We start from the raw sequence: 24,591 nt of genomic DNA on the forward strand, positions 1-24,591 counted from the left end.
GACGGATCGCCGATCCTGTGAGACGGCCCGCTCAGCTGCGGCGGCCGAGCATCCCCTCGAACGAGCCGTCGAGCGCCCACGGGTCCGCGGGAGCGCGCGAGGTGCGCGCCGCCTCGGTCGCGAGCTCGCGGCCCGCCCGCTCGATCCGCGAGGGCAGCGCGCGGCCGTCCTCGGTGGCTCCGCCCCAGTCCTCGGTCGCGGCGAAGACCGTCGTCGACAGGGGAGCGGCGTGCAGGTAGCTGAAGAGCGGGCGCATGGCGTAGTCGACCGCGAGCGAGTGGCGGGGCGAGCCGCCGGTCGCCGCGAGCAGGACGGGCAGGCCGCGGAGCGCCTCGGTGTCGAGCACGTCGACGAACGACTTGAAGAGCCCGCTGTAGCTCGTCGTGAAGATCGGCGTCACGGCGATCAGGCCGTCCGCGCCGGCCACCGCGTCGAGCGCGGTCTGCAGCGCCGGGCTCGCGAAGCCGGTGAGCAGATTGTTCGTGACGTCGTGCGCGAGGTCGCGCAGCTCGACGACGCTGCGCTCGACGGCGAAGCCCTGCTCGGTGAGCGAGGCCTCGGCCGCGTCGGCCAGGCGGTCGGCGAGCAGGCGGGTGGAGGACGGCGTGCTGAGGCCGGCCGAGAGGACGGTGATCCTGCGGGTGTCCATGGGCGGGGCCTCCTAGGCGCTGACGGGGACGGGGCTGACGGGGACGGGCTGCTCGGCGCGGGCGGCGACGAGCGAGGAGTGGGTGGGCGCGTCCGGCACGTGTGCCGGGCGGCCCTCGGCGAAGCCGGCGCGCAGAGCGGGCAGAATCTCGCCGAGCATGTCCATCTGCTCGAGGACGGTCTTCAGCGGCAGGCCCGCGTGGTCCATCAGGAACAGCTGGCGCTGGTAGTCGCCGACGTACTCGCGGAAGCCGAGGGTGCGGTCGATGATCTCCTGCGGCGAGCCCACGGTGAGCGGGGTCTGCTCCGTGAAGTCCTCGAGCGAGGGGCCGTGGCCGTAGACCGGGGCGTTGTCGAAGTAGGGGCGGAACTGCGAGACCGCGTCCTGCGAGTTCTTCGCGAGGAAGATCTGGCCGCCGAGTCCGACGATCGCCTGGTCGGCGCTGCCGTGGCCGTAGTGCTCGAAGCGCTGGCGGTAGAGCTGCACCATCTTCGCGGTGTGCGAGGCGGGCCAGAAGATGTGGTTCGCGAAGAAGCCGTCGCCGTAGTACGCGGCCTGCTCGGCGATCTGCGGCGAGCGGATCGAGCCGTGCCAGACGAACGGGGCGACGCCGTCGAGCGGGCGCGGGGTCGACTGGAAGCCCTGGAGCGGCGTGCGGAACTGGCCCTCCCAGTCGACGAACTCCTCGGTCCACAGGCGGTGCAGCAGGTCGTAGTTCTCGATGGTGAGCTCGATGCCGCGGCGGATGTCCTTGCCGAACCACGGGTAGACCGGGCCGGTGTTGCCGCGGCCGAGCATCAGGTCGACGCGGCCGCCCGCGAGGTGCTGGAGCATCGCGTAGTCCTCGGCGAGCTTCACCGGGTCGTTCGTGGTGATCAGGGCCATCGCGGTGCTGAGCTGCAGCCGCTCGGTCTTCGCCGCGATGTAGGCGAGGGTCGTCGTGGGGGAGGAGGACCAGAACGGCGGGTTGTGGTGCTCGCCGAGCGCGAAGACGTCGAGGCCGATCTCCTCCGCCTTCTGGGCGATCGCGAGCGTGGCCGCGATCTTCTCGGACTCGGTCGGGGTGCGGCCGGTCGTGGGGTCGGTGGTGATGTCGCTGACCGTGAAGATGCCGAACTGCATCGGGCGCTCCTTCTCTCCGTGGCCCCGTGCTGGCGAGACCTGATTCATGCGTTCGCATGTACATCCTCATCCAACCACGTGCGGGCGAATTCATTCCCGCCACCTGCTCGACCGCTCAGGAGCGCGTCAGGGAAGGGATGCGAGCCACCCCGTCCACGACCTCCTGGGCGAAGCTCGTCGTGTCGTCATCGAGAGCCACGAGGGAGTCTCGGGCGTTCTCGAAGGCTCCCACCAGATCGCGGCGAAGCCGACGGATCTCGTCGACGGCTCGACCGCCGTCCACCCCGAGCTTCTTCGCTTCTTTCGCGAAGCCTGCTTCGGACATCGCGTCGAAGCGGTATTCACCGTCGATCGACATCGCTGCCTGTGGCGCTTCGCCCCTGGCGCCGAATCGCGACCGATCGTCGAGATAGGGGGCGATGGTGTTCAGGTCGTAAAAGGGCGCGAGCCGCGAGTGGGCGCCGTCGAGCATCATCGAGTAGTTCTTGATGTGAGCGTCGGTGCAGTAAGCGACGCTGTTGAAGGCGACTCCGCGGAAGAACTCCCATCCGATCCGCACTCTCTGGCTGTCGCTGAGTGCAAGAGCGCGGATGAGGGTCGCGACGGCGCCGATCCCCGGGCCCCCGTCCCGTCGCTGGTACTTCTTCGCAGGATCCGTCGACAGGGCCTGCCCGAAATCTTCCTGATGCAACCGTCGGATGATTCCGTCTGCTCCCGGCTCGCGGTCGTAGCGTTTCGAGACGAAGACTCGGTGCGGCCCGATCTGCTGGATCCAGAACTCGGCGGTCGCGAGACCGAGCGTGTTCGCCGCGGTCAGCGTCACGTATTCGACGACGTCGACGCGCCTGAACCCGTCCGGCGCGACGGGCTTGAGGATGTGTGTCGTCGGCGTCGCGCGCAGCGCACGTGCCCATCCGCGTCGGTCGTGAACGAGCGCGATCTTGGGTTGCGCTCCGGGCAGAGAGAAGCGCTGATCGAGGCGCGCGTCCGCAGTCCCGTCTCGGTACTCGTCGATGACGAGGCGGAGCTGTTCGGCGACGTCCTCGTCGGCCAGTGTCTCGACCGCGGTTCGGTCGCTGTCCGCATCAGTGGATTCTTCGCCAGGAGGAAGGAGCTGAACGGCGCCGGGGGCGTCCGACCCTGTGTGTTCGAGGATGGCGAAGGGATTCTTGGGATTGACGTCGAAGCGTTGAGCGATGGCGCTTCGCGCTGCGTCGTTGTCGGGGAGGAGCCCGTTGAGCCAGGGCAGGACCTGCCGCTTGCTGTGGCGCTCCACTGCTTTGCTCATCGAGAGCGAGAGGGGCGTGCTCAGCGGATCGCGTCTGTACTCGTCGTCATAGACGAAGACGGTGTTGCCCGTGTTCTCCTGGAGGAAAGTTCCGGCTCTTCTGCCGTCGAGGTACGCGACGAGCTCACGTGCGGCGGCCATCGAGCGCCCTTTCCTCGAGCCCGTAACCCAGCGCTCGGAGTACGTCGAGTACCGCACCGATGCGGGCGTTGGGGTTGCCGCGCTCGAACTCGTTCACCCACTTCCTGGAGAGTCCCGCACGCTGGGCGAGCTCGGCCTGGCTGAGGCCCGCGTTCTCGCGCAGCGAGACCACCAGCTGCCTGAGATCGTTCACTCCACTGAACATCGCTCGCCTCCTCCGCGGTGTAACCGCACGGCTACATATAGAAGTGTAACCCTTCAGGTACTGCCTGCGATGTAACCGCTCGCGCCTAGGCGGTGACGATCCCAGAGGTCGAAGGGCTTCTTCGGCATGGCCGGTGGAAGATCGACTGAAAGCTATAGATGCCATGAAGCACTGAAGTGAACGTTGTAGAGCTCAGGAGTCTTCGCATGGTCGCACGACGGTCGCCTCGCCGCTCCCTGCAGCTGGCCGAGATCGGCGCCAACATCCGCCGCTGGCGAGCGGTGAACGGGATGACCGCGTCCTCGCTCGCCGAGCGGGCGGGCGTCACCCGCGAGACGCTGCGCCGGCTCGAGGCGGGAGACGGCTCGGCCCGGCTCGACTCCGTCGTCGCGGTCCTCGGGGCGCTCGGCATCGCGGACTCCCTCGTCCAGGCGACCGACCCCTACCGCAGCGAGACGGCACGGGCCCGCATCGACGCGATCCTCGGCGCCGGCGGCTCCCTGTGACCGCCGGGCCGGCGGGCGCTCACTCTCGAGTGACGGGCGGCCTCCTCGCCCTCCGGCCGCCCGAAACATCCCCGCAATCTGCCCCGCACTAGAGTCGTGCCATGGGTGACCTCTTCGACGGATACGGGTCCCAGAAGGTCGAGCGGCCCCGCACGGGCGCCTCACCCTGGGACGAGATGTTCGCCGATGTCGCGGCGACGAGCGGCCCCGCCGGCGTCCGTGACTCGTACCGCGACATCTACTCCTCGCTCGCGCGGATGACGCAGGAGGAGCTGCGCGGTCGCACCGATGCGCTCGCCTCCTCCTACCTCGCGCAGGGCGTGACCTTCGACTTCGCGGGCGAGGAGCGGCCCTTCCCGCTCGACGCCGTCCCGCGCGTGATCGAGAGCGCCGAGTGGAACGAGGTGCAGAGCGGCATCAAGCAGCGCGTCCGCGCGCTCGAGGCCTTCCTCGCCGACGTCTACGGCCCGCAGAACGCGGTGAAGGACGGCGTGATCCCCGCCGCCCTGCTCTCCAGCTCCAGCCACTTCCACCGCCAGGCCGCCGGGATCGAGCCGGCCAACGGCGTGCGGATCCAGGTGTCCGGCATCGACCTCATCCGCGACGAGGTCGGCGACTGGCGGGTCCTCGAGGACAACGTCCGCGTGCCCTCCGGTGTCTCCTACGTCATCTCGAACCGCCGGGTGATGGCGCAGACGCTGCCCGAGCTGTTCGTGTCGATGCGGGTGCGCCCGGTCGGCGACTACCCCAACCGCCTGCTCCAGGCCCTGCGCGCCTCCGCTCCGGAGGGCGTCGACGACCCCACCGTCGTCGTGCTCACGCCGGGCGTCTACAACTCGGCCTACTTCGAGCACACCCTGCTCGCCCGGCTGATGGGCGTCGAGCTGGTCGAGGGGCGCGACCTCTTCTGCACCGGCGGCAAGGTGTTCATGCGCACCACCTCCGGGCCCACCCGCGTCGACGTGATCTACCGCCGCGTCGACGACGAGTTCCTCGACCCGCTGCAGTTCCGCGCCGACTCGATGCTCGGCTCGCCCGGACTGATGCTCGCCGCGCGCCTGGGCAACGTCACGATCGCGAACGCGGTCGGCAACGGCGTCGCCGACGACAAGCTCGTCTACACCTACCTGCCCGACCTGATCCGCTACTACCTCTCGGAGGAGCCGGTGATCAAGAACGTCGACACCTGGCGCCTGGAGGATCCGGGCGCGCTCGAGGAGGTGCTCGACCGCCTCGACGAGCTCGTCGTGAAGCCGGTCGACGGCTCCGGCGGCAAGGGCCTCGTCGTCGGGCCGGCCGCCTCGGCGAAGGAGCTGGCCGAGCTGCGCTCCCGGCTGCAGGCCGACCCGCGCGGCTGGATCGCCCAGCCGGTGGTGCAGCTCTCGACGATCCCGACCCTGGTCGACGACGGCATGCGGCCCCGGCACGCGGACCTCCGTCCCTTCGCGGTCAACGACGGCAAGGACATCTGGGTGCTGCCCGGCGGTCTCACCCGGGTCGCACTGCCCGAGGGCCAGCTCGTCGTCAACTCGTCGCAGGGCGGCGGCTCGAAGGACACCTGGGTCGTCGGCCTCGAGGGCGCGCCGCTCACCGAGCCGGACGCCCACGACATCTCCGGGCTCGTCGAGGACCAGGCGGCCGTGACCAGCTCGATCCCGATCGTCTACCCGCTGAACCACACGCCCGACCAGTCGCCGCAGGACGCGGCCAACCACGACCAGGACCAGCAGCAGCAGCAGACGCTCGCCGCGGGGGAGGACGCCTGATGCTCTCCCGGATCGCCGAGTCGCTGTTCTGGATCGGCCGCTACATCGAGCGGTCCGACGGCACCGCCCGCATCCTCGACGTCCACCTGCAGCTCCTGCTCGAGGACCCGTGGATCGACGAGGACACCGCCTGCCGCTCGCTGCTGTCGGTGATGGGGTCCACCGCGCCGGACGACATGAAGGAGGTCACCCGCGCCGACGTGCTGACCATCCTCGCGATCGACCGCACGAACCCCGCCTCGATCGCGTACTCGCTCGGCGCCGCCCGCGAGAACGCCCGGCGCGCGCGGGAGATCGTCTCGACCGAGCTGTGGGAGTGCCTCAACACCACGCGCACCCGGATGCCCCGCCGGGTCACGGGGGAGCGGGTGTCGGAGTTCTTCGGCTGGGTGCGCGAGCGCTCGGCGCTCGCCGTCGGCATCATCGAGTCGGCCACCTCGCGCGACGAGGCCTGGCAGTTCTTCACGCTCGGCCGCTCGATCGAGCGCGCCGACATGACGGCCCGCCTGCTGGCCACGCGGTCGCTGACCGAGGCGAGCGGCCCGTCCTGGACGACGATCCTGCGCTCCTGCGGGGCGTACGAGGCGTACCTCCGCACCTACCGCGGCGTGCCGAGCGCGCGCAACGCGGCGGAGTTCCTGCTGCTCGACCGCCTCTTCCCGCGCTCGATCCTCTTCTCGGTCTCGCGTGCCGAGATGTGCATGCGCGACATCGAGCCGCGCACCGGTCGCGTCGGGCACACCGGCGACGCCCAGCGGGTGCTCGGCCAGATCCGCAGCGAGCTGGAGTACCGGCCGATCGCCGAGATCCTCGAGGACCTGCCCCGGCACATGGACAGCGTGCAGGAGGCGACCTCGTCGGCCTCCGAGGCGATCCGCCAGCGCTACTTCCCCACCAATGTCATGCCGAGCTGGATCGGGGAGGCGCTGTGAGCAGGCTGCGCATCACGCACACGACGGGGTTCACCTACCGGGGCGACGTCGTCGCCTCCTACAACGAGGCGAGGATGCTCCCGGCGTCCTCGGACGGGCAGCTCGTGCTCTCCTCGAACCTCGTCATCCGCCCGGTCACCTCCGCGCACACCTACACCGACTACTGGGGCACCCGGGTCTCGTCGTTCGACGTGCTCGACCCGCACCAGGAGCTCTCGCTCACGGCGACCTCGCTCGTCGAGATCCGGCCGAAGGCGCACCCCGACCACCCGGTCGGCTGGGAGCAGCTCGCGGACCAGGTCGAGACGCTCACCGAGTACGTGGAGCAGCTCAAGCAGACCAACCGCACCGCCCCGCCGGAGGACCTGGTCGAGCTCGCCCGCCGGCTGGCCGACGCCGCGGAAGGCCCGTGCGACGCGGCCCTGTCGATCGCCGAGACGATCGGCCGCGAGATGACCTACCGCCAGGGCGTCACCGGCGTGCACTCGACGGCGACCGAGTCGTGGACCGCCCGCGAGGGCGTCTGCCAGGACATCACCCACATCGTCCTGGGCGCGCTGCGCTCGACGGGCATTCCCGCGCGCTACGTCTCCGGCTATCTGCACCCCAAGCCGAACGCGGCGATCGGCGAGACCGTCGTCGGCGAGTCGCACGCCTGGGTCGAGTGGTTCTGCGGCGGTGCCTGGCGCGGCTACGACCCCACCAACCTGATCGACATCGGCGACCGCCACGTGATCGTCGGCCGCGGCCGCGACTACAACGACATCGCCCCGCTGCGCGGCGTCTACGCCGGTCCGCACTCCTCGAAGCTGTTCGTCCGGGTGGAGATCACGCGCGAGGCGTGAGGGAGGCGATGTTCTGCGTCGTGATCGCTTGCGGCGCGACTCGGCTCAGCTCGCCCTCCGACGAGTGCCGCGTGCACGGATGACGTGCTTCGCGCCAGAACGGCCTGCATGAACTGACGTTTGCGCGATGTGATGGCGAACGTCACAGACGAGTGGTAGCGTTGCGGCCGGTAGCAGGGGATGAAAGAGTTCCTCGGAGCGCCAATTCGAGAAGCCCACGCCATGTGCGTGGGCTTCTGCGTTAACGCCAGGATGGTCGCATGCTTTTGGCGTACATCGATGAGATAGGCGAGACCGGCGCGTTCGTGTCGAAAGCCGACGCGCGATTCCGAACGAGTCCGGCGTTCGGATATGCCGGCTTCGTCGTGCCTGATCGGAACGCCCGCCGCTTCGGTCAGCTGTTCGATCGGGAGAAGCGGATCATCTTCGCGCCGGAGATCGCTGATGCGGAGCATCCGGGTCGATGGGAGAAGAAGGGGTCCGTGATCTTCCACTCCTTCACAGCACAGAACTACCCCGATCAGATCCGCGTCTTCACCGGTCTGGTGCGGATTCTCCAGGAGAAGCTCGGCGGCACGCTGTTCTACTACGCCGACGAGAAACCGATCGGCACTCCTAAGCAGACCCGGCTCGACAAGGACGAGCGAGAGGCGCTTGCGATGAGGGAGGCACTGAATCGCCTCTGCACCTTCGCTGAGCGGAAGAACGAGCAACTCCTCGTGATGATCGACCAGATCAACGAGAAGGATCGAGCGAAGCGGCTTCCCCGCATGTACAGCCACATACTGGGGCGCGCTATCGATCACGCGGAGATGAGAAGAATCGTGGAGCCTCCGATGCACGTGGACAGTCTGCTCAGCGCGAACATCCAATTCGCGGACTGGGTGGCGGCAGCGGTCACTCGTGGTATCGAGCGCCAGCTACTGGTGACGGAGGTGGATCGGAACGAGTGGGTTCCGAGAATCCTGTCGCAACCACTCCGGCGCGCATTCACTAGAGAGTCGAAACTTCACCTTCACAATAGATCCCACCTCGAAATCCACGGTGCGGCCGCATTCTCGGCCGTACGGCCACTCGCTGGAAGGGACCATGCTCGCCGGATAGGGGACTCCGTTTCGCCGGAGCAGTACCAGCTGATGAAGGAAGCGGCGGAGCGCGCCGCACAGCGCGGGAGTTCGTAGGCGCGATCCGCACTCCGTGCAGGAGCTGGGCCGGGTGGAGATCACGCGCGAGGCGTGAGGGCGGGGGTCGTCACGAGGGCGACCTCCTCCTGGGCGGCGGGCTCGCCGGCGCGGGCGCGGCGGCGGGTGCGCAGGTACCAGCCGAGGCCGACGCCGGCGGCGAGCGCTCCGGAGGCGGCGCCGACGAGCATCGCCCAGCGCGGGCCGTAGGCGTTGGCGACCCAGCCGATCAGCGGGGCGCCGATCGGGGTACCGCCCATGAAGATCGCCATGTAGAGCGCCATCACCCGGCCGCGCATCTCCGGCGTGGTCGAGAGCTGGACGTAGCCGTTGGCCGAGGTCATCAGGGTCTGCGCGGCGATGCCGACGAAGGGCAGCAGGATCGCGAAGGCCCAGACGGTCGGCATCAGGCCGGCGAGGGCGAGCGCGACGCCGAAGGCCGCGGCGGCGCCGACGATCAGGCGCAGTCGCGGGCGGTCGCGACGGGCCGAGAGCAGGGCGCCGACCACCGAGCCGACGGCGATGGCGGAGGAGAGCAGGCCGAACTCGCTCGCTCCCATGTCGAACTCGACCGTCGCCATCGTCGAGGCGAAGATCGGGAAGTTGAGGCCGAAGGTGCCGATCAGGAAGACGATCGAGAGCACGACCAGGATGTCCGGCCGCCGGGAGACGTAGCGGAAGCCCTCGAGCAGCGCACCGGGGCCGCGGGTCGCGCGCGGGGCGGAGCGCAGCTGCTCCCGGTGCAGGAAGCGCAGCGAGACCAGCACCGCGAGGAAGCTCGCCGCATTGAGGAGGAAGACCCAGCCGGAGCCGACGGCCGCGATCAGCACGCCCGCGAGGGCCGGGCCGATCATCCGCGCGGAGTTGAAGGAGGCCGAGTTCAGCGACACCGCGTTGGAGAGGTCGCGCTCCTCGACCAGCGCGGAGACGAAGGTCTGGCGCACCGGAGCATCGATCGCGGCGGCGAAGCCCAGGAGCAGCGCGAAGACGTAGACCATCCAGAGCTGGACGATCCCGGTCACGACGATCAGGCCGAGCGCGAGGCCGAGGACGGCCATCGCGGCCTGCGTCGCCATCAGGAGCTTCCGGCGGTCGAAGCGGTCGGCGATGAAGCCGGAGAAGGGGACCATCAGCAGCTGCGGGCCGAACTGCAGCGCCATCGTCACGCCGAGCGCGGTCGCGTCGTGGTCGGTCAGATCGTTGATGACGATCCAGTCCTGGGCCGTGCGCTGCATCCAGGTGCCGATGTTGGAGACCATCGCACCGGCGAACCAGATGCGGTAGTTCGGCACCGCGAGCGAGCGGAACATCGCGCTCATCGGTCCGCCACCTCGCGCAGGAGCGCGGCGGCGTCGTGCAGCAGCCGGCGCTGGTCGGGGTCGAGCTCGCGGAGGCGGGCGATGAGCCAGGCGTCGCGGCTGCGCCGGACGTCGAGGACCAGCTCGGAGCCGCGCGCGGTCGCGCGGATGCGGGTGACGCGGCCGTCGGCCGGATCGGCGAGGCGCTCGACGAGTCCGTCGTCGGCGAGGCAGCCGACGGTGCGGGTCATCGAGGGCGGACGGACGCGCTCCGCCTCGGCGAGCTCGCCGAGGGTCCGCGGTCCCTCCCGGTGCAGGAGGGCGAGGACGCCGAACTGCGCGTCGCTCAGCTCGTGCTCCGCCTTCTCCTGGCGCAGGCGGCGGCCGAGCCGGCCCACGGCGATGCGCGTCTCGCCGGCGAGGGCGGGGAGATCGGTGTCGGCAGGAGTCACATAGTTAGCCTAACAAAAGAGTTGGCCCGCTGCATGCTGATCGAGTGGCCCGCGCAGCGGGCGCCCCCATGCTGATCGAGTGGACCGCGCAGCGGCGTATCGAGACCCCGGGTCCGCCGATCCCCCCCCCGTTGTGGCCACGCCGATCGCGACAGCTTGGCGTGGTGGGCGGCGCTCAGTACGGTCGGAGGCAGACCAGGCCGGGGACACAACGCGTACGGTGACCTGGTCCGATCGGCCGCCCGACCCGAAAGGGCGGCTCCCGCGCCCCGGCCTGGCCTCCGCCTCCCGTCGTTCCGCGACGGCAGCGGGACGGGCGGGTCAGGTCCGACGGGCGGTGCGCACCGCGCCGACACTCGCCGCCACGACGAGGGCGATGCCGACCGCCTCGATCGCGGTCAGCCGCTGGCCCAGTACCAGGAACCCCGAGAGCGCGGCGGCGCCGGGGGCCAGCGCCATCAGGATCGAGAAGGTCGACGAGCGCAGGCGCCGCAGCGCCAGCAGCTCCAGTGCGTAGGGCAGCGCGGACGACAGCACGGCGACCGCGAGTCCGAGCAGCAGCACCGGCGGCAGCACGAGGGCGGGCCCGGCCGTGGCGATGCCGAACGGCAGCGACACGATCGCGCCGGCGGTCAGCGCGAGCGCGAGGCCGTCGAGCCGCGGGAAGCGCCCGCCGGTGCGCCCGGCGAAGACGATGTAGGTGGCCCAGAGCGCCGCCGCGCCGAGCGCGAAGGCGACGCCGACGGGATCGAGCGAGGAGAAGCCGCCCTGCGAGAGCACGACCACGCCGCCGAGGGCGAGCGCCGCCCAGAGCAGGCTGACGAGGCTCCGCCCGGCGATCACCGACAGCACCAGCGGACCGAGCACCTCGAGCGTCACCGCCGCGCCCTGCGGGATCCGGGCGATCGCCTCGTAGTAGCAGGCGTTCATCCCGCCGAGGGCGAGGCCGTAGGCGCCGACGGTGGCCCAGTCCGAGCGCGAGTAGCCGCGGATCCGCGGCCGGCAGACGACGAGCAGCACCAGCGCGGAGAAGACCAGGCGCAGGGTCACCGTGCCGATCGGCCCGGCGGCGGGGAAGAGCAGAACGGCGAAGGACGCGCCGAGCTGCACGCTCGCGATCGAGCCGAGCACGAGTCCGATCGACCCCGCGCTCGCCCGGGCGGGCGGGACGGCGTTCAGCTCGAGCGCCGCTGCTTCTGCACGGGAGGGACGTTGTAGCCGAGCAGGCCGACACCGGTCTCGTCCCAGAGCAGGGTCGTCAGCGAGACGTTGTCGACCGACGGGAAGGTGTGCCGGTAGGTCTCGGGATTGATGCCGAGGTAGGCGCAGAGCAGCAGCCGGATGAGGGTGCCGTGCGCGACGACGAGCACACGGCCGTCCGGGTGGTCGCGGTGGATGCGGGCGAGCGCCGTGTTGGCGCGGGCGACGGCGTCGAGGCCGGACTCGCCGCCGGGCATCGGCTGGATCGCGGGCGCGGCGACCCAGGCGCGGTACTCGTCGGGGAAGCGCTTCTCCATCTCGGCGTTCGTCAGCCCCTCGCCCTGGCCGAAGTCGACCTCGACGAGGGCCGGGTCGAGCTGCACCTCGAGGTGCGCGGCCCGGGCGGCGGGGACGGCGGTGCGCACGGCGCGGACCAGGGTGGAGGAGTACACCGCGTCGAGCTCGGCATCGACGGCCCAGGAGGCGAGCGTCGCCGCCTGGTCCTGGCCGAGCGGGGTCAGCGCGATGTCGGAGGAGCCCGCGTAGCGGTTCTCGGCGTGCCAGACGGTCTCTCCGTGCCGGGCGAGGATCAGGGTCGTCACTCGACGAGCCTACCGAGGCTGCCCCTGGGAGCCCGACCGCAGCGAGGAACCCGGCCGCTCATGCGGCGCGCACGTCGTAGTGCGCGTCGACCAGCACCGGGAGGTGGTCGGAGACGCCCTGCGGCAGGGTCGAGACCCGCTCGATCCGCACCGAGTCGCTGATCGCGAAGTCGAAGTGCCCGCTGAAGTAGCGGTAGCGCGCATAGGTCGGGGAATCACTGCGCGACACGAGGTAGCCGTTCCGCGTCATCTTGCGGTCGAGTCCGCGGAAGAACCAGGGGTAGTTGTAGTCGCCGACCATCAGCGACGGGGTGTCCGGGGCGTAGTCGCGGAGGCGGTCGAGCGCCTCGCCGATCTGCTTCCGGCGCAGCGCGTTGCCGGCCGAGAGCGGAGCCGCGTGGAAGGACGAGACGGCGATCGATCCGCCCTCGCGGTCCTCGAGCCGGACGGCGAGCAGGCGCTCGTGAGCGGGGGACATCACCCGGTCGTGCATCGACTTGCTGAGCTCGAACGCGGCGCTGCCGAGGAGCTCGAAGCGGGCGTGCGAGTAGTAGACGGCGAGCCCGAGGCGGTTGCGCGCGGTCACCGAGGCGAGCCGCAGATCGCCGAGCTCCTGGGGGAGCTTGGTGGTGTCGCACTCCTGGAGGCAGAGGACGTCGACGTCGTGCCGGGCGGCGAGAGGGGCGATCTCGCCGTGCGCCCGGTGCTCCCGGAGGTTGTAGGAGATCACGCGGAGAGCGCGTTCGTTCGGCTGCATTGCGCCAGTGTAGGGCCGTCGGCGGGGCCCTCCGGCGACGTTCCGGCGAACACGGAGGGACGGCGCAGGGCCCCCGCGCTTCCCGGCCGGCGCGGTGCCGGAGGGGAGGTGCGAGGGCCCTGCGGAGGGGCGGTCAGTGACCGGCGGTGCCCGACGCGTCGGTGCCGTCGGCGGTCTCCGCGTCGGTGCCGTGGACGCCGTCGGTGGGTCCCCAGTCGGGCAGGGGCGGGTTCTGCTCCTCGCCCGCGGCGTCGACGCCGTCGGGTCCATCGGGGGACGGGCTGCCCACCTCGTCGAGTCCGGCGGGGTTCCCGGTGCCGGCGCTGCCGGTGGTCTCCTCGGGGTCGACGGGGGTGGTCTCGATGTCGTTCTCGGAGCTGCTCATAGGGCAACGCTAGGACGCCTCCTCCGCGCCCGGAAGCCCCTTGCGTCTCGCCCGGAAGCGGCTGCCGACCGGACGCCGTCCCACTGACGGGGGACAGGCTCCCCGCGCTGGCGTCGGCCTGCGCCTCTCGCGAGCATCGAGCCGGACCACCCGTCACCGTCGCCGGTGTGGCGCCGAACGCCCGCGCACCTCGACCGGAAGGCCACACCGTGACCCACGACTCCTCGCCCCGCCCCGATTCCGACCGCCTGGTCACCCGCCGCTCCGTCACCGCGGCCGCCGCGTGGACCGTGCCGGTCGTCGCCGTCGCCGTCGCCACCCCGTCCGCTGCGGCGTCGATCGTCGATCTCGGCGCCTACGCGCTCCGCGGCACCTGCGGCACCCTCGGCCTGATCGGTCCCGGCTTCCTGCTGCAGGCGGGCCCCACGGAGCCGCTGCCGACCGGCACGACCGTCCTCATCACCGGCTCCGGGGTCGCCAACATCGGCGTCTTCTCGGTCTCGGGAGGCACGGCCACCGTGAACGTGCTGAGCAACACGTCCCGTCAGATCACGCTGACCGCCCCGCTGGCAGCGGGAGCGACCATCGCCCTCCGCACGACGCTCTCGATCAGCGTCGCCTTCCAGCTGAACGCCGTCTCGACGCTGCCCTCCGGCTACAGCGGGACCGGCTCGAAGACCGCGGCAAACGTGTCGAGCACGCTCATCCTCTGCTCCGCGAACTGACGAGCGGAACGGCGAAGGCCCTCCTCCTCCTTCTCGGAGGGGAGGGCCTTCGCCGTTCGTGCGGTGCGGAGCGGCGGCTCAGCGCCCGTAGGCGCCCGCGGCGGGGCAGTCGAACGGGTCGCCGCCGGCCGAGAGGCCCACGCGGTTGAGGTAGCGGACGACGATGCCGTACGACTCGAGCAGCGAGGTCTCGGTGTAGGGGATCTGGTGCGTCGCGCAGTACTCCTTCGCGATGACCTGGGCCTCGCGCAGGGCGGGGCGGGGCATGTTCGGGAAGAGGTGGTGCTCGACCTGGTAGTTCAGGCCGCCCATGAAGTAGTCGTTGAACCAGTTGCCGCGGATGCTGCGCGAGGTGAGGACCTGGCGGCGCAGGAAGTCGACGCGCGCCTCCTTGGGCAGGATCGGCATGCCCTTGTGGTTCGGGGCGAACGAGGCGCCCATGTAGAGGCCGAAGACGGCCATCTGCACGCCGACGAAGGCGAAGGCCATGCCGAGCGGCAGCGCCCAGAAGACGACGGCGAGGTACAGGCCGACGCGGGCGACGAGCATCGAGATCTCGACCCAGCGCTTGTCGACCTTGCCCTTGCCGAACACGGTGCGGAAGCCGTGCAGGTGCAGGTTGATGCCCTCGAGCAGCAGCAGCGGGAAGAAGGCGTAGCCCTGACGGCGGGTGAGCCAGGCGTAGGCGCCGCGCGAGCGGGCCGCGTCCTCCGGAGTGAACGACACGACGTCGCGGACGATGTCCGGGTCCTTGCCGAGCACGTTCGGGTTGGCGTGGTGGCGGCTGTGCTTGTTCATCCACCAGGAGTAGCTGATGCCGACGACGAGGTTCGCGAGCGTGCGGCCGGCGACGTCGTTGGCCTTGCCGGACTCGAACACCTGACGGTGCGAGGCCTCGTGCGCGAGGAAGGCGAACTGGGTGAGGACGATGCCCAGCGCGGCGGCGAGCAGCAGCTGGAACCAGGAGTCGCCCAGCAGGACGAAGCCGGTGACGATGCCGCCGAGGGCGAGCGTCAGCACGGAGAAGAGGATGTAGTAGAAGCCGCGGCGGCGGCGGAGGAGCCCGGCGTCGCGGACGGTGCTCAGCAGACCGGAGTACTCGGTCGTCGGATTCGTGTTGCCCTCGCCGCGGGGGCGGGTGCGGATCACGCGGGGGGAGGCCTGGACCCGGGGGGAGGTCTCGACCCGGGGGGCGGTGGGGACGTTTCCGTCGGACAGTGCGGTGGGGGTGCTCATCGGCGCCTCGCTCGTTCGGGGTGGCCGTCCTCGTCGACGGCCGCTCGGTGAGCGATCCCCGGGAGGTCCGGGTCCGCTCATGGTGTTCACCGCGTCGGTAGGGGCCGGACGAGGCTGCGGCCAACCGGGTTCCGGGGCGACCGAGGTCAACACTATGGGGTGCCGCGCGGCCCCGCATCAGGGCGATTGCCAGTCTTCGAGAGGCATGCCGGAGGGGGAATGCGATGAGGAGAACTCCGGGCCGACCAGGCGTTCGTCGGCCCGGAGCTCCCCGCGCGGTCAGGAGCCGATCGAGTCCTGCGGACGGCCCGACTTGAGGGCGGCCAGGCGCGCCTCGACCTCGGTCACCTCGCCGAGGTCCTCGAGCGACTCGAACTGCGCGTCGAGGCTCGAGGACGCGAGCTCCTCGGCGCCGCGCACGCGGGCCTCCTCGCGGCGGATCTTCTGCTCGAACCGGCTGACCTCGCTGGTCGGGTCCATGATGTCGATGCTCTTGATCGCGTCCTGGACCTGCGACTGCGCCTCGACGGTCTTCGAGCGCGCGATCAGCTCGTCTCGCTTGGAAGAGAGCTGGTGGAGCTTCTCGCGCATCTGGTTGAGACCCGACTTGAGCTTGTCGACGACCTCGGTCTGCGAGGCGATGGTCGGCTCGGCGTCCTTCGCCTCCTTCTCGGACTGGATCTGGCGGGTCAGGGCGACCTTGGCGAGCGCGTCGAACTTGTCGGCGTCGCCGGCGTTTCCGGAGGTGCGGAGCTCGTCGGCCTTGCGGCTCGCGGCGAGGGCCTTGCCGCCCCACTCGTCGGCGTTCTGGACGTCCTCGCGGTAGTCGTCCTCGAGCAGGCGCAGGTTGCCGATGGTCTGCGCGATGGCGGCCTCGGCGTCGCGGATGCTGTCGGTGTAGTCGCGGACCATCTGATCGAGCATCTTCTGCGGGTCCTCGGCCTGATCGAGGAGCGCGTTGATGTTGGCCTTCGCGAGCTGCGCGATGCGGCCGAAGATCGACTGTTTCTGGGCCATGCTGTCTCTCCTTGGGTGAGGTGCTTGCGGGCGGGGGCCGAGCGGATGCGGGCCCGGGGTCTGTGAGCGGGGTCGTCGGATCGAGCGGGTGGTCCGGAGCGGATCAGAAGCGTCCGCCGCCGCCGCGACGGCCTCCGCCGCCACCGCCGCCGAAGCCGCCCCCGGAGGAGCGACGGGAGCCGCCGCCGCCGAAGCCGCCACCGCCCCCGAAGCCGCCGCCGCCGAAGCCGCCGGAGCGGTAGCCGGAGCGCCGGCCGCCGCCGCCGAGGAGCGACTCGACGAGGATGCCGCCGAGGAAGGCGCCGGTGGTGTTGCCGCCGTAGCCGCCGCCGAGGCCGGGGGCGGAGTAGGCGCTCGCGTCGGAGCGGGCGGCCTGGAGCGCCTGCTGCGCGAGGGCGGAGGCGCGCTGGGCGGAGGCGAGCGCCTCGCCCGGGTCGGTGGCCGCGATCTGCGCGGCGTACTCCGCCGAGCGCGCGGCCTCGGCGACGCGGGTGCGCGCCTGCGAGCCGACGGCTCCGCGCCGGGCGGCGATGAAGTCCTCCGCGGCGAAGACGCGGCTGCGGGCGGCGCCGATCTCGGCGGCGAGGGCGGCCCGCTGGCGCTCGCGCTGCGCCTGGGCGTCGCGGTAGCCGCCGACTGCGGCGTCGATGGTGGCGTCGGCTGCGGTGAGGCGCTCCAGGAGCGCGAGCGGGTCGCGAGGGCTCGCGGCGGCGTCGCGCTCCACGGCGTCGAGGGCGGCGTCCGTCGTGGCGACCGCGGACTGCACGTTCGCGACGAGGGGTGCGCTCGCGGCGTCGGCGGAGTCGCCCGCCGCGACGATCGCGCGGCCCTGGGCGACGTCGGTGCGGATCTCGGCGACCCGCCCCGCGAGGGTGCGCTCGGCCTCCTGCAGATCGGTGGAGCGGGTGGCGACGGCGTCGAGGAGGCCCGAGGCCTGCTCGGCCGCCTGCTGGCCGGCGCGCAGGAGCACGGCCGCGCGGCCCGAGTCGCCGGCGGTGAGCGCCGTCCGCGCCTCGGTCACCTGGTCGTCGGCGAAGCGGAGGCGGTCCTCGGCCTGGTCGGCGTCGTCCTCCACGTCGTCGATCGCGGTCGGGGCGTAGCGGGTGGAGAGGTCGGCGAGCAGGGCGCGGGTGGGGGAGAGGCGGGCCCGGACCTCCGCGGTGCGCGCGGTGAGGCGGGCGGCCACCTCCGGGGCGTTCTTCTCGAGGGCGCGGAGCTCCTCGAAGGCCTCGGCCTTCTCGTCCAGCACCTGCTCGGCGTCGGCGCAGAGCTGCAGGATCCGGCCGTAGCCGTCGCGGCGCTCCTGGTCGGTCTCCGGCTCCGCGTCGTCGAGCCGCTGCTGGAGGGCGAAGGCCTCGCCGAGCAGTCGCTTCGCGGTCGTGAGCGCCTCGCGGAAGGGGCCGGTCGCGTCCGAGCCGAACTGCGCCTCCGCGAAGCCGACCTCCTGCTCGCTGGTGCGCACCGCGTCGTCCGCGTGCACGAGGGCGGAGCCGGCGCGGGTGGCGAGCTCGTCGATCGACGCCTCGACCGCCTCGGCGGCCTTCCGGCGGCGCGCGCGGCGGACGAGGAGCCAGACGATCACGCCGACGACGACCAGCCCGGCGAGCACGGCGAGGACGATCAGGAGGCCGGAGCCGAGCGCCTGGCCCGCGCTCGGGGCGTCGAGGCGGGTGCCGATGCCCTGGGCGGCGGCGACCGCGGCGCCCGCCCAGTCGCCGTCGACGAGCTGCGGCTCGATGTCGTCGGTCTCCAGCGCGGAGACCTGGCCGGCGTCGAGGACGAAGCCGTTGTCGACGGACACCTGGTACTGCCGCGACTCGACCGCGACGGCGAGGAGGACGTCGTTCGTGCCGAGTCCGTTGAGCTCGGCGGTCGCGTCCGACCAGCGCTCGTCGCCGGTGGTGGCGGTGAAGGTGTCGACGTAGGCGACGAAGAGCTGGACGCTGTGCTCCTGGTAGAGCTGGGCGGAGGCGGCCTCGATGTCGCTGATCTCCGCGGAGCTGAGGACTCCGGCCGAGTCGAGGACGACGGAGGAGCCGAGCGTCGCGGGCGGCTCGGCCGCGGCGCCGGCGGCGGGGACGAGCGCGAGTCCGGCGGCGGCGAGCAGGGCGAGGAGCGCTGCGATCGGCGATCGGCGGGCGCCCCGGCGGGCCGCGGCCCTCGTCGGGGATGAATCGTTCGGCATCGCGCACTCCCTCGTCGTTCGCCTCCCGAGTGTAGACAGCCCGGGTGTCACCCGAGCGAGGGCTGTCCGAGGGGGGAGAGCGGAGAGGTGGGCAGTGCGCACCGGTGTCCGGAGTCTTCAGAGCCGGGCCGGTCGACGATGCGTGATCGAGTGGTCAGTCGCGGGAGTCGTCGTTCTCAGTGTCTGCAGCGGCGATCAGAATCGACCTCCGCCACCACGGCGGCCGATTCCTGAGTACGAGCAGTGCCGTTTGTAGTGTCCTTCCGGCACGAGACTGTCCACATCCTTTGAAGCGCTCGACCTCGCGGACGCCTCGGTGTTCCCCTCGCCGTAGCCCTCGATGTAGCCGATCGTCTCGTTGGGCAGGTTGCGGACGAGCTGGCACTTCGCATTCGCCGTGTAGATGTGAGCTTCCACCGAAGTCTGGAACTCGGAGCGCTCGAGAGCGTTCATCACAGTGGGAACGGCTGCTCCACCCACGACGACCAGCGCCGCGGCGAGACAGAGAGCGGTCGATCGTTTCATTGCACGACTCCTCGTTGATCTGGTGCAGAGAACGGCGCAACCGTAGGTCGACCGGCTCGCCGAGGAGCCGTCTGGCGTGGAGTGCTGTCGCGCGACGCCCGGCCGGCCCGCGCACCGCGGGTGGGAGAACGCCGGGAGGCGGAATGCGCGAGCGCTGGGCGCCGTTGCCTCCGGGGTGCGTCCCGGGAACGGTGACGCGCCCTCCCCCCGCTCTCCGATCGAAAGGCGATCCGTGGATCCCTTCTCCCCCCTCACCGCCGGCGACCTCGAACTGCCGAACCGCCTCGTGATGGCGCCGATGACGCGCCTGCGCGCCGACGAGCAGGGCGTCCCCGGCGACCTCATCGCCGAGCACTACGCCCAGCGCGCCTCCCTCGGTCTGATCATCAGCGAGGGCGTCTTCCCGAGCGCCGAGTCGAAGGCGTACCCGGGCCAGCCCGGCATCGTCACCGCCGAGCAGGCCGAGGGCTGGAAGGGCGTCGCCGACGCCGTGCACGCCGCCGGCGGCCGCATCGTGATGCAGGTCATGAACGGCGGGCGCGTCACGCACACCGACGTCACCGGCACCGACCGCATCGTCGCGCCGAGCGCCGTCGCGATCGACGGCGAGGTCCGCGTCCCGAGCGGCGAGAAGAAGCCGTTCCCGGTCCCGCACGCGCTGACCACCGAGGAGCTCGCCACCGTCCGCGACGAGTTCGTCGCCGGCGCCCGCCGCGCCGTCGACGCCGGCTTCGACGGCGTCGAGGTGCACGGAGCCAACGGCTACCTGCTGCACGAGTTCCTCTCGCCGGTGTCCAACGTCCGCACCGACGCCTACGGCGGAAGCCCCGCCGCCCGTGCCGCGTTCGTGGTCGAGGTCACCCGCGCGGTCGCCGAGGAGATCGGCGCCGGCCGCGTCGGCATCCGCCTCTCGCCGGCGCACAACATCCAGGACGTCGTCGAGACCGACGAGGCCGATGTGCGCGCCACCTACGAGGCGGTCGTCGACGGCCTCGCGCCGCTGGGCCTCGCCTACCTCAGCGTCCTGCACGCCGAGCCCGCCGGCGAGCTGGTCCAGGACCTGCGCACCCGCTTCGGCGGCGTCTTCGTCGCGAACAGCGGCTTCGGCAGCCCGACCTCCCGCGAGGAGGCGACGTCGCTGATCACCGAGGGCCACGCCGACGCCGTCGCGGTGGGCCGCCCGGTCATGGCCAACCCCGACCTCGTCGAGCGCTGGCAGGGCGGCCACCCCGAGAACGAGCTCGTCCAGGAGACCGTCTACGGCGGCGGCGCCGAGGGCTACACCGACTACGAGCGCCTCTCGGCGTAGTCACCCGAGCACGCAAGAAGGCCCGCTCCCTCAACGGGGGAGCGGGCCTTCCGCATGTCACTGACGGTCAGTCGAGGTCGAGGCCGCCCTTGAGCTCCTGCTCGACCTGCTCGACGGTCTGCGGGTCGCCGTGCTCGACGTCCGACTCGTCGGCGGCGTCGCCGCGGCGGCCCTCGCCGACGGCGCGGATCGAGGCCAGCTCGTCGGCGAGCGCCGGGTCCACGGCTCGGCCGGTGTCGCCGTCGTCGGCACTCACGACTCGATCTCTCCCGCGGAGACGGCCTCGGCGTACTTGCGGAGGTCCGGGCCGGGCTCGAAGTCGATGAACTGATCTTTCAGTCGTGCGTTGAGCTCGGCGAAGACGTCCTCCCAGGGCTCGCCCTTCTTGGTCTTCGCGAGGTCGAGCACCGCCTCGCGGAGGACCCTGTCCGAGTCCTCGAGGATCTTGTCGCGGGCTTCGTCGTTCCAGCGGATGTCCTGTGCGTCCATGCCTCAACCGTAGGCGGGCGGCCCGCCCCGACGCAGGGACTTGCGGACCGCGCGAGCGAGGCGTAGGCGCGGTGCCGATCCGTCGGGAAAGGTCGTCTCGCCCGTGTGGCGTGAGCCGTTCGCGACGGATCGACGGCGCGGGTCAGGCCAGGTGCGGGACGACGTCGCGCTCGAAGAGCTCGAGGCCGGAGCGGTCGTAGGCGGCGTCCGGGAAGTACGTGATCGCGTAGTCCATGCCGCGGTCGCGCATGTCGCCGAGGCGGTCGACGATCTGCGCGGGGGTGCCGACCGCGAGGGCGTCGGGGCTGCGGTACTCCGCCACGAACGCCGCGGCCGCCTCGGCGCCGAGGGCGGGGGTGACGCGCTCCTCCAGGCGCTGCAGGCCCTTCTCGACCTCCGCCTCCGACTCGGCGATCATCACGTTGTAGTTGGAGCTGCGGGTGATCGCGGAGTAGTCGGTGCGGAGTCGCTCGCAGTGGCCGCGGAGGACGGCGCTCTTGTGGTCGAACGCCTCCGGGGCGCCCGCGAAGTTGGTGTACTGCGCGTACTGCGCCGCGATGCGCAGCGTCACCTTCTCGCCGCCGCCGGCCACCCACAGCGGGATCCCGCCGTCCTGCAGGGGGAGCGGGCGGTTCACCGCGCCGTCCACCTGGTAGTAGCGGCCGTCGAGGGTCGAGACGCCCTCGGTCCAGGCCTGGCGCATGATCTGCACTCCCTCGTCGAGGCGGCCGAGGCGCTCGGCGATCGGCGGGAAGCCGTAGCCGTAGGCGCGCCACTCGTGCTCGTACCAGCCGCCGCCGATCCCCATCTCCACCCGGCCGCCGGAGACGATGTCGACGGTGGTGGCGATCTTGGCGAGGTGCGCGGGGTTGCGGTAGCTCATGCAGGTGCACATCTGGCCGAGCCGCACCCGCGAGGTGGCGGCGGCGAACGCGGCCATCAGGGTCCAGGCCTCGTGGGTGGCCTCCTCCGTCACCACCGGGACGGTGTGGAAGTGGTCGTAGACCCACACCGACTCCCACGGGCCGGCGTCGGCGTGCTGGGCGAGGTCGCGCATGGTGCGCCACTGGTCGGCGGGATCGATGCCGACGAGGTCGTGGCGCCAGCCCTGGGGGATGAAGAGTCCGAATCGCATGCCGCCGACCCTAGGGTGGCGCGATGCCCGGGTCGAGGGGGTGGCGGCGGCCGGATACGCTTCCGACCGATGCTGACGTTCACCGAGGACCTCGCCCTCCCCGTCATCCTGCTGATGATCCTGGCCGCGTTCGCCGCAGGCTGGATCGACGCGGTGGTGGGCGGCGGCGGCCTGCTCCAACTCCCCGCCCTGCTGCTCGTGCCGGGCATCTCGCCCGTGCAGGCGCTCGCGACCAACAAGCTCGCCTCGATCTTCGGGACCACGACGAGCGCGATCACCTTCTACCGGCGCGCGAGGCCGGACCTGCGGACGGCGCTGCCGATGGCGGCGGTGGCGCTGGCCGGCAGCTACGGGGGAGCGAACCTCGCGGGGCTGCTGCCCGCCTCGGTGTTCAAGCCGATCATCGTCGTCGCGCTGATCGTCGTGGCCGTGGTGACGATCGCGCGGCCGGCGATGGGCGCTGTCACCGCGCTCAAGCACGCCGGGCGCCGGCACCTGGTGACCGCGGGGGTGCTCGGGCTCGTCATCGGCTTCTACGACGGGCTGATCGGGCCGGGGACCGGGACGTTCCTGATCATCGCGCTGATCACGGCGCTGGGCTACGACTTCCTGCTCGCGAGCGCGAAGGCGAAGATCGTCAACGTCGCGACGAACCTCGGTGCGCTGCTGTACTTCGTGCCGGGCGGCCACGTGATCTGGGTGCTCGGGCTGTTCATGGGGCTCGCGAACGTGGCGGGCGCCTACCTCGGCTCGCGGATGGCCGTGGCGAAGGGCAGCCGGTTCATCCGGATCGCGTTCCTCGTGGTCGTCGGCGCGCTGATCGTGAAGCTCGGCTTCGACGTCTGGACGGAGAACCTGGCGCCGCTGCTGGGCTGACGGCGGGCGGTGGCGACAGAACATCAGCCAGGAAGGGGTGTCATCGCTGATCGCGGATGACGGCCCTTCCTGGCTGATGTCCTGCATTCAGGAGGCGGCGGATCAGCCGAACGGGATCGCTCCGACCAGGACCCCGACCGCGAGCATCACCAGCGACACGATCACCGCGCGCCAGAGGACCTTGCGGTGGTGGTCGCCGAGGTTGACCGCGGCGAGCGAGACCAGCAGCAGGATCGCCGGCACGAGCGGGCTCTGCAGGTGGACGGGCTGGCCGGTGATCGACGCGCGGGCCATCTCGACCGGGTCGATGCCGTACTGCGCGGCGCTCTCGGAGAGCACCGGGAGGATGCCGTAGTAGAAGGCGTCGTTCGACATGAAGAAGGTCATCGGGATGCTCAGCACGCCCGTGATCACGGCGAGGAACGGGCCGAGCGCGGGCGGGATGACGTCGACGACCCACTCGGCCATCGCGTCGACCATGCCGGTGCCGTTGAGGACGCCGATCAGCACGCCGGCCGCGAGGACCATCGAGACGACGCCGACGATGCTCGGCGCGTGCTTGACGATCTCGGACGCCTGGTCCTTCATCTTCGGGAAGTTGATCAGAAGCGCGACCGCGGAGCCGACCATGAAGACGTAGGGGAGCGGGAGGACGTCGGCGACGAGGAGGGTCATCACGGCGAGGGTCAGCACGAGGTTGACCCAGATCAGCTTCGGGCGGAGCGTCTCGCGCTCGGGGTCGAGCATGGTGTCGGCCATCGCGGTGTCGGCGTCGTCGGCCTGGACGCGGGCGGCGACGGCGACCTGGGCGCCGCGCAGCGACTCCGGGCCGCGCAGGAAGGAGAAGCGCTCGCGGGCGACGGTGCGGATGCCGCCGGTGAGGGCGGCGAGGCCGCCGGTGCGCGAGGAGCCGGAGCGAGCCGAGCCGCCGCGGGACGAGCCGGCGCCGACGAGCTCCTGCTCGAGCATCGGCTCGGCGAGGGCGAGCGAGCCGAGGCGGCGGCGCTCGCCGAGTCCGAGGAACCAGGCGAAGACCAGCGTGACGGCGAGGCCGACGGCGAGCGAGGGCAGCATCGGCACGAAGATCTCGCTCGGCGAGACCTGCAGCGCCGCGGCGGCGCGCACCGTGGGGCCGCCCCAGGGGACGATGTTGAGCGTGCCGTTGGCGAGGCCGGCGACGCAGGTGAGGACGACGGGGTTCATCCCGAGGCGGAGGTAGATCGGCAGCATCGCGGCGGTGGTCACGATGAAGGTGGTCGAGCCGTCACCGTCGAGCGAGACCGCGCCGGCGAGCAGTGCGGTGCCGAGGACGACCTTGGCCGGGTCGTCGCCGAGCGCGCGGACGATGAAGCGGATCAGCGGGTCGAAGAGGCCGACGTCGATCATGATGCCGAAGTACATGATCGCGAACATCAGCAGGGCGGCCGTGGGGGCGAGGCTGCCGATGGCCTCGAGCACCATGTCGCCGATGCCGAGACCGGCGCCGGCGAAGAGCCCGAAGATCGTCGGGACGACGATCAGGGCGACCATCGGCGTGAGCCGCTTGGTCATGATCAGGGCCATGAAGGCCAGGATCATCGTGAATCCGAGTACTACCAACACTGCTGACTCCTTCGTCGTCGTGCGTCCGGGATCCCGCGGCGGGCTCTCCAGGTCGTGGACACACTAGGCAGCCCCGGGCGCCCGGGCCGGGTATCGCTCATTAGCGCGCGATCTGCGCATAGTGTGGGTTCTGCGCATTCTGCGCATCCCGACCGGCCCGACC

Annotated in this window: 26 protein-coding genes; 8 read left to right on the plus strand and 18 right to left on the minus strand. The window is 71.2% G+C overall.

The features are described 5' to 3' along the window. Positions 1-31: 31 nt before the first annotated feature. The 4 genes from EDF45_RS03210 to EDF45_RS03225 all read right to left on the minus strand — a co-directional run bounded on the left by EDF45_RS03210 (position 32) and on the right by EDF45_RS03225 (position 3,405). Positions 32-649, minus strand: a complete 618-nt coding sequence (locus EDF45_RS03210) for an FMN reductase (RefSeq protein ID WP_123734953.1) — start codon at positions 647-649, stop codon at positions 32-34. A 12-nt stretch (positions 650-661) separates the two neighbouring features. Further along, positions 662-1,771 carry an LLM class flavin-dependent oxidoreductase gene (locus EDF45_RS03215; RefSeq protein WP_123734954.1) on the minus strand — a complete coding sequence of 370 codons (1,110 nt, stop codon included), beginning with the start codon at positions 1,769-1,771 and terminating at the stop codon, positions 662-664. Between the two features lie 115 nt (positions 1,772-1,886). After that, positions 1,887-3,200: a HipA domain-containing protein gene (locus tag EDF45_RS03220; protein WP_123734955.1), complete on the minus strand. Its 1,314-nt coding sequence runs from the start codon at positions 3,198-3,200 to the stop codon at positions 1,887-1,889. Continuing rightward, on the minus strand, positions 3,184-3,405 hold the full coding sequence (locus EDF45_RS03225; protein ID WP_123734956.1) for a helix-turn-helix domain-containing protein: 222 nt from the start codon (positions 3,403-3,405) through the stop codon (positions 3,184-3,186). Before EDF45_RS03225 ends, EDF45_RS03220 begins: the two co-directional genes overlap by 17 nt. A 206-nt stretch (positions 3,406-3,611) precedes the next feature. Between EDF45_RS03225 and EDF45_RS03230 the strand changes: the two genes are divergently transcribed. From EDF45_RS03230 to EDF45_RS03250, 5 genes are all read left to right on the plus strand, one after another. After that, on the plus strand, positions 3,612-3,911 hold the full coding sequence (locus EDF45_RS03230) for a helix-turn-helix domain-containing protein (RefSeq protein WP_123444948.1): 300 nt from the start codon (positions 3,612-3,614) through the stop codon (positions 3,909-3,911). Positions 3,912-4,012: 101 nt separating this feature from the next. Next, entirely contained in the window at positions 4,013-5,677 is a 1,665-nt protein-coding gene (locus tag EDF45_RS03235; RefSeq protein WP_123734957.1) for a circularly permuted type 2 ATP-grasp protein, read from the plus strand. Beyond that, entirely contained in the window at positions 5,677-6,609 is a 933-nt protein-coding gene (locus EDF45_RS03240; protein WP_123444951.1) for an alpha-E domain-containing protein, read from the plus strand. Before EDF45_RS03235 ends, EDF45_RS03240 begins: the two co-directional genes overlap by 1 nt. Then, entirely contained in the window at positions 6,606-7,454 is an 849-nt protein-coding gene (locus tag EDF45_RS03245) for a transglutaminase family protein (protein ID WP_123734958.1), read from the plus strand. The genes EDF45_RS03240 and EDF45_RS03245 overlap by 4 nt, the downstream gene beginning before the upstream one ends. 260 nt (positions 7,455-7,714) lie before the next feature. Next, the gene (locus EDF45_RS03250; protein ID WP_123734959.1) at positions 7,715-8,635 is read left to right on the plus strand and encodes a DUF3800 domain-containing protein; all 921 of its coding nucleotides are present in this window, start codon (positions 7,715-7,717) and stop codon (positions 8,633-8,635) included. 41 nt (positions 8,636-8,676) lie between these two features. On the opposite strand, the gene EDF45_RS03255 is transcribed toward EDF45_RS03250, so the two are convergent. The 6 genes from EDF45_RS03255 to EDF45_RS03280 form a co-directional block, all read right to left on the minus strand. Further along, complete coding sequence (locus tag EDF45_RS03255; protein WP_123734960.1) at positions 8,677-9,954, minus strand: MFS transporter; 1,278 nt, start codon at positions 9,952-9,954, stop codon at positions 8,677-8,679. Then, positions 9,951-10,385 carry a MarR family winged helix-turn-helix transcriptional regulator gene (locus EDF45_RS03260; RefSeq protein WP_123734961.1) on the minus strand — a complete coding sequence of 145 codons (435 nt, stop codon included), beginning with the start codon at positions 10,383-10,385 and terminating at the stop codon, positions 9,951-9,953. The genes EDF45_RS03255 and EDF45_RS03260 overlap by 4 nt, the downstream gene beginning before the upstream one ends. A 321-nt stretch (positions 10,386-10,706) precedes the next feature. Next, the gene (locus EDF45_RS03265; RefSeq protein ID WP_243580972.1) at positions 10,707-11,516 is read right to left on the minus strand and encodes a DMT family transporter; all 810 of its coding nucleotides are present in this window, start codon (positions 11,514-11,516) and stop codon (positions 10,707-10,709) included. A gap of 44 nt (positions 11,517-11,560) precedes the next feature. Further along, positions 11,561-12,187: a histidine phosphatase family protein gene (locus EDF45_RS03270; protein WP_123444957.1), complete on the minus strand. Its 627-nt coding sequence runs from the start codon at positions 12,185-12,187 to the stop codon at positions 11,561-11,563. 58 nt (positions 12,188-12,245) lie between these two features. After that, positions 12,246-12,944 carry an endonuclease/exonuclease/phosphatase family protein gene (locus EDF45_RS03275; RefSeq protein WP_123444958.1) on the minus strand — a complete coding sequence of 233 codons (699 nt, stop codon included), beginning with the start codon at positions 12,942-12,944 and terminating at the stop codon, positions 12,246-12,248. A 133-nt stretch (positions 12,945-13,077) separates the two neighbouring features. After that, entirely contained in the window at positions 13,078-13,329 is a 252-nt protein-coding gene (locus EDF45_RS03280) for a hypothetical protein (RefSeq protein WP_123701963.1), read from the minus strand. Between the two features lie 209 nt (positions 13,330-13,538). On the opposite strand from EDF45_RS03280, the gene EDF45_RS03285 reads away from it, so the two are divergent. After that, a complete protein-coding gene (locus EDF45_RS03285; RefSeq protein ID WP_148060208.1) occupies positions 13,539-14,054 on the plus strand; it encodes a hypothetical protein in 516 nt (171 codons plus the stop codon). 78 nt (positions 14,055-14,132) lie between these two features. On the opposite strand, the gene EDF45_RS03290 is transcribed toward EDF45_RS03285, so the two are convergent. The 4 genes from EDF45_RS03290 to EDF45_RS03305 form a co-directional block, all read right to left on the minus strand. Further along, the gene (locus EDF45_RS03290; protein WP_123734962.1) at positions 14,133-15,290 is read right to left on the minus strand and encodes an acyl-CoA desaturase; all 1,158 of its coding nucleotides are present in this window, start codon (positions 15,288-15,290) and stop codon (positions 14,133-14,135) included. A gap of 279 nt (positions 15,291-15,569) precedes the next feature. Next, positions 15,570-16,307 (minus strand): PspA/IM30 family protein, encoded by a 738-nt coding sequence (locus EDF45_RS03295; RefSeq protein WP_123734963.1) that lies wholly within the window; start codon positions 16,305-16,307, stop codon positions 15,570-15,572. 103 nt (positions 16,308-16,410) lie between these two features. Beyond that, positions 16,411-18,492, minus strand: a complete 2,082-nt coding sequence (locus EDF45_RS03300) for a TPM domain-containing protein (protein ID WP_123734964.1) — start codon at positions 18,490-18,492, stop codon at positions 16,411-16,413. Between the two features lie 195 nt (positions 18,493-18,687). Continuing rightward, positions 18,688-19,017: a hypothetical protein gene (locus EDF45_RS03305; protein ID WP_148060209.1), complete on the minus strand. Its 330-nt coding sequence runs from the start codon at positions 19,015-19,017 to the stop codon at positions 18,688-18,690. Between the two features lie 232 nt (positions 19,018-19,249). On the opposite strand from EDF45_RS03305, the gene EDF45_RS03310 reads away from it, so the two are divergent. Then, positions 19,250-20,326 (plus strand): alkene reductase, encoded by a 1,077-nt coding sequence (locus EDF45_RS03310; protein WP_123734966.1) that lies wholly within the window; start codon positions 19,250-19,252, stop codon positions 20,324-20,326. 67 nt (positions 20,327-20,393) lie between these two features. On the opposite strand, the gene EDF45_RS03315 is transcribed toward EDF45_RS03310, so the two are convergent. The 3 genes from EDF45_RS03315 to EDF45_RS03325 form a co-directional block, all read right to left on the minus strand. Then, on the minus strand, positions 20,394-20,582 hold the full coding sequence (locus EDF45_RS03315; RefSeq protein WP_123444966.1) for a hypothetical protein: 189 nt from the start codon (positions 20,580-20,582) through the stop codon (positions 20,394-20,396). Then, on the minus strand, positions 20,579-20,815 hold the full coding sequence (locus EDF45_RS03320) for a hypothetical protein (protein WP_123444967.1): 237 nt from the start codon (positions 20,813-20,815) through the stop codon (positions 20,579-20,581). The genes EDF45_RS03315 and EDF45_RS03320 overlap by 4 nt, the downstream gene beginning before the upstream one ends. A gap of 142 nt (positions 20,816-20,957) precedes the next feature. After that, a complete protein-coding gene (locus EDF45_RS03325; RefSeq protein ID WP_123734967.1) occupies positions 20,958-21,950 on the minus strand; it encodes an LLM class F420-dependent oxidoreductase in 993 nt (330 codons plus the stop codon). Between the two features lie 69 nt (positions 21,951-22,019). Between EDF45_RS03325 and EDF45_RS03330 the strand changes: the two genes are divergently transcribed. Further along, positions 22,020-22,826: a TSUP family transporter gene (locus tag EDF45_RS03330; protein WP_123444970.1), complete on the plus strand. Its 807-nt coding sequence runs from the start codon at positions 22,020-22,022 to the stop codon at positions 22,824-22,826. A gap of 102 nt (positions 22,827-22,928) precedes the next feature. Here the strand turns inward: EDF45_RS03330 and EDF45_RS03335 are convergent, their stop codons facing one another. Beyond that, positions 22,929-24,404 carry a CitMHS family transporter gene (locus tag EDF45_RS03335; RefSeq protein ID WP_123734968.1) on the minus strand — a complete coding sequence of 492 codons (1,476 nt, stop codon included), beginning with the start codon at positions 24,402-24,404 and terminating at the stop codon, positions 22,929-22,931. Between the last annotated feature and the right edge of the window lie 187 nt (positions 24,405-24,591).

This window comes from Rathayibacter sp. PhB186 (genome assembly GCF_003751825.1).
Classification (GTDB): Bacteria; Actinomycetota; Actinomycetes; order Actinomycetales; family Microbacteriaceae; genus Rathayibacter; species Rathayibacter festucae.